Source organism: Paratractidigestivibacter sp. (genome assembly GCF_052362415.1).
In the GTDB taxonomy this organism is placed as follows: Bacteria; Actinomycetota; Coriobacteriia; order Coriobacteriales; family Atopobiaceae; genus Paratractidigestivibacter.
On the sequence record NZ_DAWEMK010000064.1, the window covers coordinates 7,933 to 9,824 of the forward strand.

The window sequence follows — 1,892 nt, forward strand, 5'->3', positions numbered from 1 at the left end:
TGGCCTTCCCTGCCTTCTTTGAGCCCATGGGGCCTTACGCCTCCTCGACGATTGTGCCGACCATCTCGTAGCAGAAGGAGTCGACGAGGTCCACGGTCACGATGTCGCCGACCGCCGCCTCGCCGCTCTGGATGTGGACAGCGCCGTCGCAGTCGGGGGCCTGGAACCAGGTGTGGCCGATGAGCTCGACCCCGTCATCGGTCTCCTCGACGCCGTCGATGATCACCTTGACGCGCTCGCCGACGTGCTTGGCCGTTGCAGAGAAGCCCAGCTCCTCCACGAGGTCGATGAGCCGCTGGGTGCGCTCGAGCTTGACGTCCTCGTCCACCTGGTCGGGCATCGCCGCGGCGCGGGTGCCCTCCTCCTGCGAGTAGGCGAAGACCGAGGTGTAGTCGAACTCCTCCGCCTCGATGAAGTCGTAGAGCTCGTCGGCCTCCTCGTCGGTCTCGCCGGGGAAGCCCGCCATGCCCGTGGTGCGCAGGACCATGCCGGGGATCTCGTCGCGCAGCCTCGCGAAGAGCGCGTGGAGCTGCTCGGGGTCGCCGGAGCGGCCCATGGCCTTGAGCACGCGCTCGGAGCAGTGCTGGATGGGGATATCGATGTAGGGAAGTACCTCAGGGGTGTCGCGGATAGCGGCGATGAGCTCGTCGGTCATGCCCTCGGGCTGGAGGTAGAGCACCCTCACCCAGCCGGAGTAGGGCCTGACGGCCTCGGCCACGCGAACGAGCAGCTTGGCGAGGGTCTGGTCGCCCTCGAAGTCGGAGCCCCAGATGCCGGTGTCCTGGCCGATGAGAATGACCTCGCGGACGCCCTGCTCCATAAGGGCCGAGACCTCTGCGACGATCTCGTCAGCCGGGCGGCTGTGGTAGCGGCCGCGGATGTAAGGGATCGCGCAGAACGCGCAGAAGCGGTCGCAGCCCTCGGAGATCTTCACGAAAGCGGAGGCGCCCTGGACGGTGCGGAGCATCGCTCCGGCGTCGAGGACGGGCGCCGCGACGGAGATGCCGAGGACATCCGCGACGACCCCGACGATGCCGTCCTCGTCGTCGGCCTTGACAAAGGCCGCGACCTCGGGCAGCTGCTCGGGGAGGTCGTCGCCGTAGCGCGAGGGGACGCAGCCGCACATGATGATGGGGCAGGACCTGACGCCCTCCGCGCGGCCCTCGGCGAGCTCGAGGGTAGCCTCGACGGACTCCTCGGTCGCGGAGGCGAGGAAGGAGCAGGTGTTCACGATGGCCGCGTCGGCGTCATCGACGCCGTCGGCCTCCGCAAAGCCGGCGGCGAGCAGAAGCGCGCGCATGCGGTCGGTGTCGACCTCGTTCTTCGCGCAGCCGAGGGTGATGAAGAGGATCTTGCCGAGGGGCGAATCCATAGGCATGGGGTGAATCCTAACGATAATTGACGAACTGGAGGGGCTGGCCGTAGTCGTTCTGCTTGAGCGCGGCGATGACCTGCTGCAGGACGTCGCGCGACGCGGACGAGATGCGGAGCTTATCGCCCTCGACGGTCGGCTTGCACTTGAGCTTGAGGTCACGGATGTCCTTCGCGATCTTCTTTGCGGTGTCCTGGTCGATGCCCTGGATGATGCGCCCGGACTGGCGGACGCTCATGCCGGACGCGGCCTCGACCTTGTCCCAGCGAACGGCGGAAAGATCGATCCCGCGCTTGGTCAGCTTGCCGCCGAGGACGTCGCGGACCTGGGAGGCGACGAACTCGGAAGGGGCCTCGAGCTTGAAGACGCCATCCTTCTTCGAGAGATCGAGCGCGGCGCCCGTGCCCTTGAGGTCGTATCGCTGTGATAGCTCGCGCGCCGCCTGCTGGTAGGCGTTGTCGACCTCCTGCATGTCGACGGTCGAGACGACATCGAAGCTGCATTCCTTGGCCATGTGGGT

2 protein-coding genes are annotated in these 1,892 nt (G+C 67.0%); both read right to left on the minus strand.

Annotation, left to right across the window (positions count from 1 at the left end):
• Nucleotides 1-34: 34 nt before the first annotated feature.
• Entirely contained in the window at nt 35-1,372 is a 1,338-nt protein-coding gene (rimO, locus tag ACT84W_RS07185) for a 30S ribosomal protein S12 methylthiotransferase RimO (protein WP_417576677.1), read from the minus strand.
• A gap of 16 nt (nt 1,373-1,388) precedes the next feature.
• Nucleotides 1,389-1,886, minus strand: coding sequence for a YajQ family cyclic di-GMP-binding protein (locus tag ACT84W_RS07190; RefSeq protein ID WP_417576670.1), 498 nt, complete (start codon nt 1,884-1,886; stop codon nt 1,389-1,391).
• Nucleotides 1,887-1,892 lie beyond the last annotated feature (6 nt).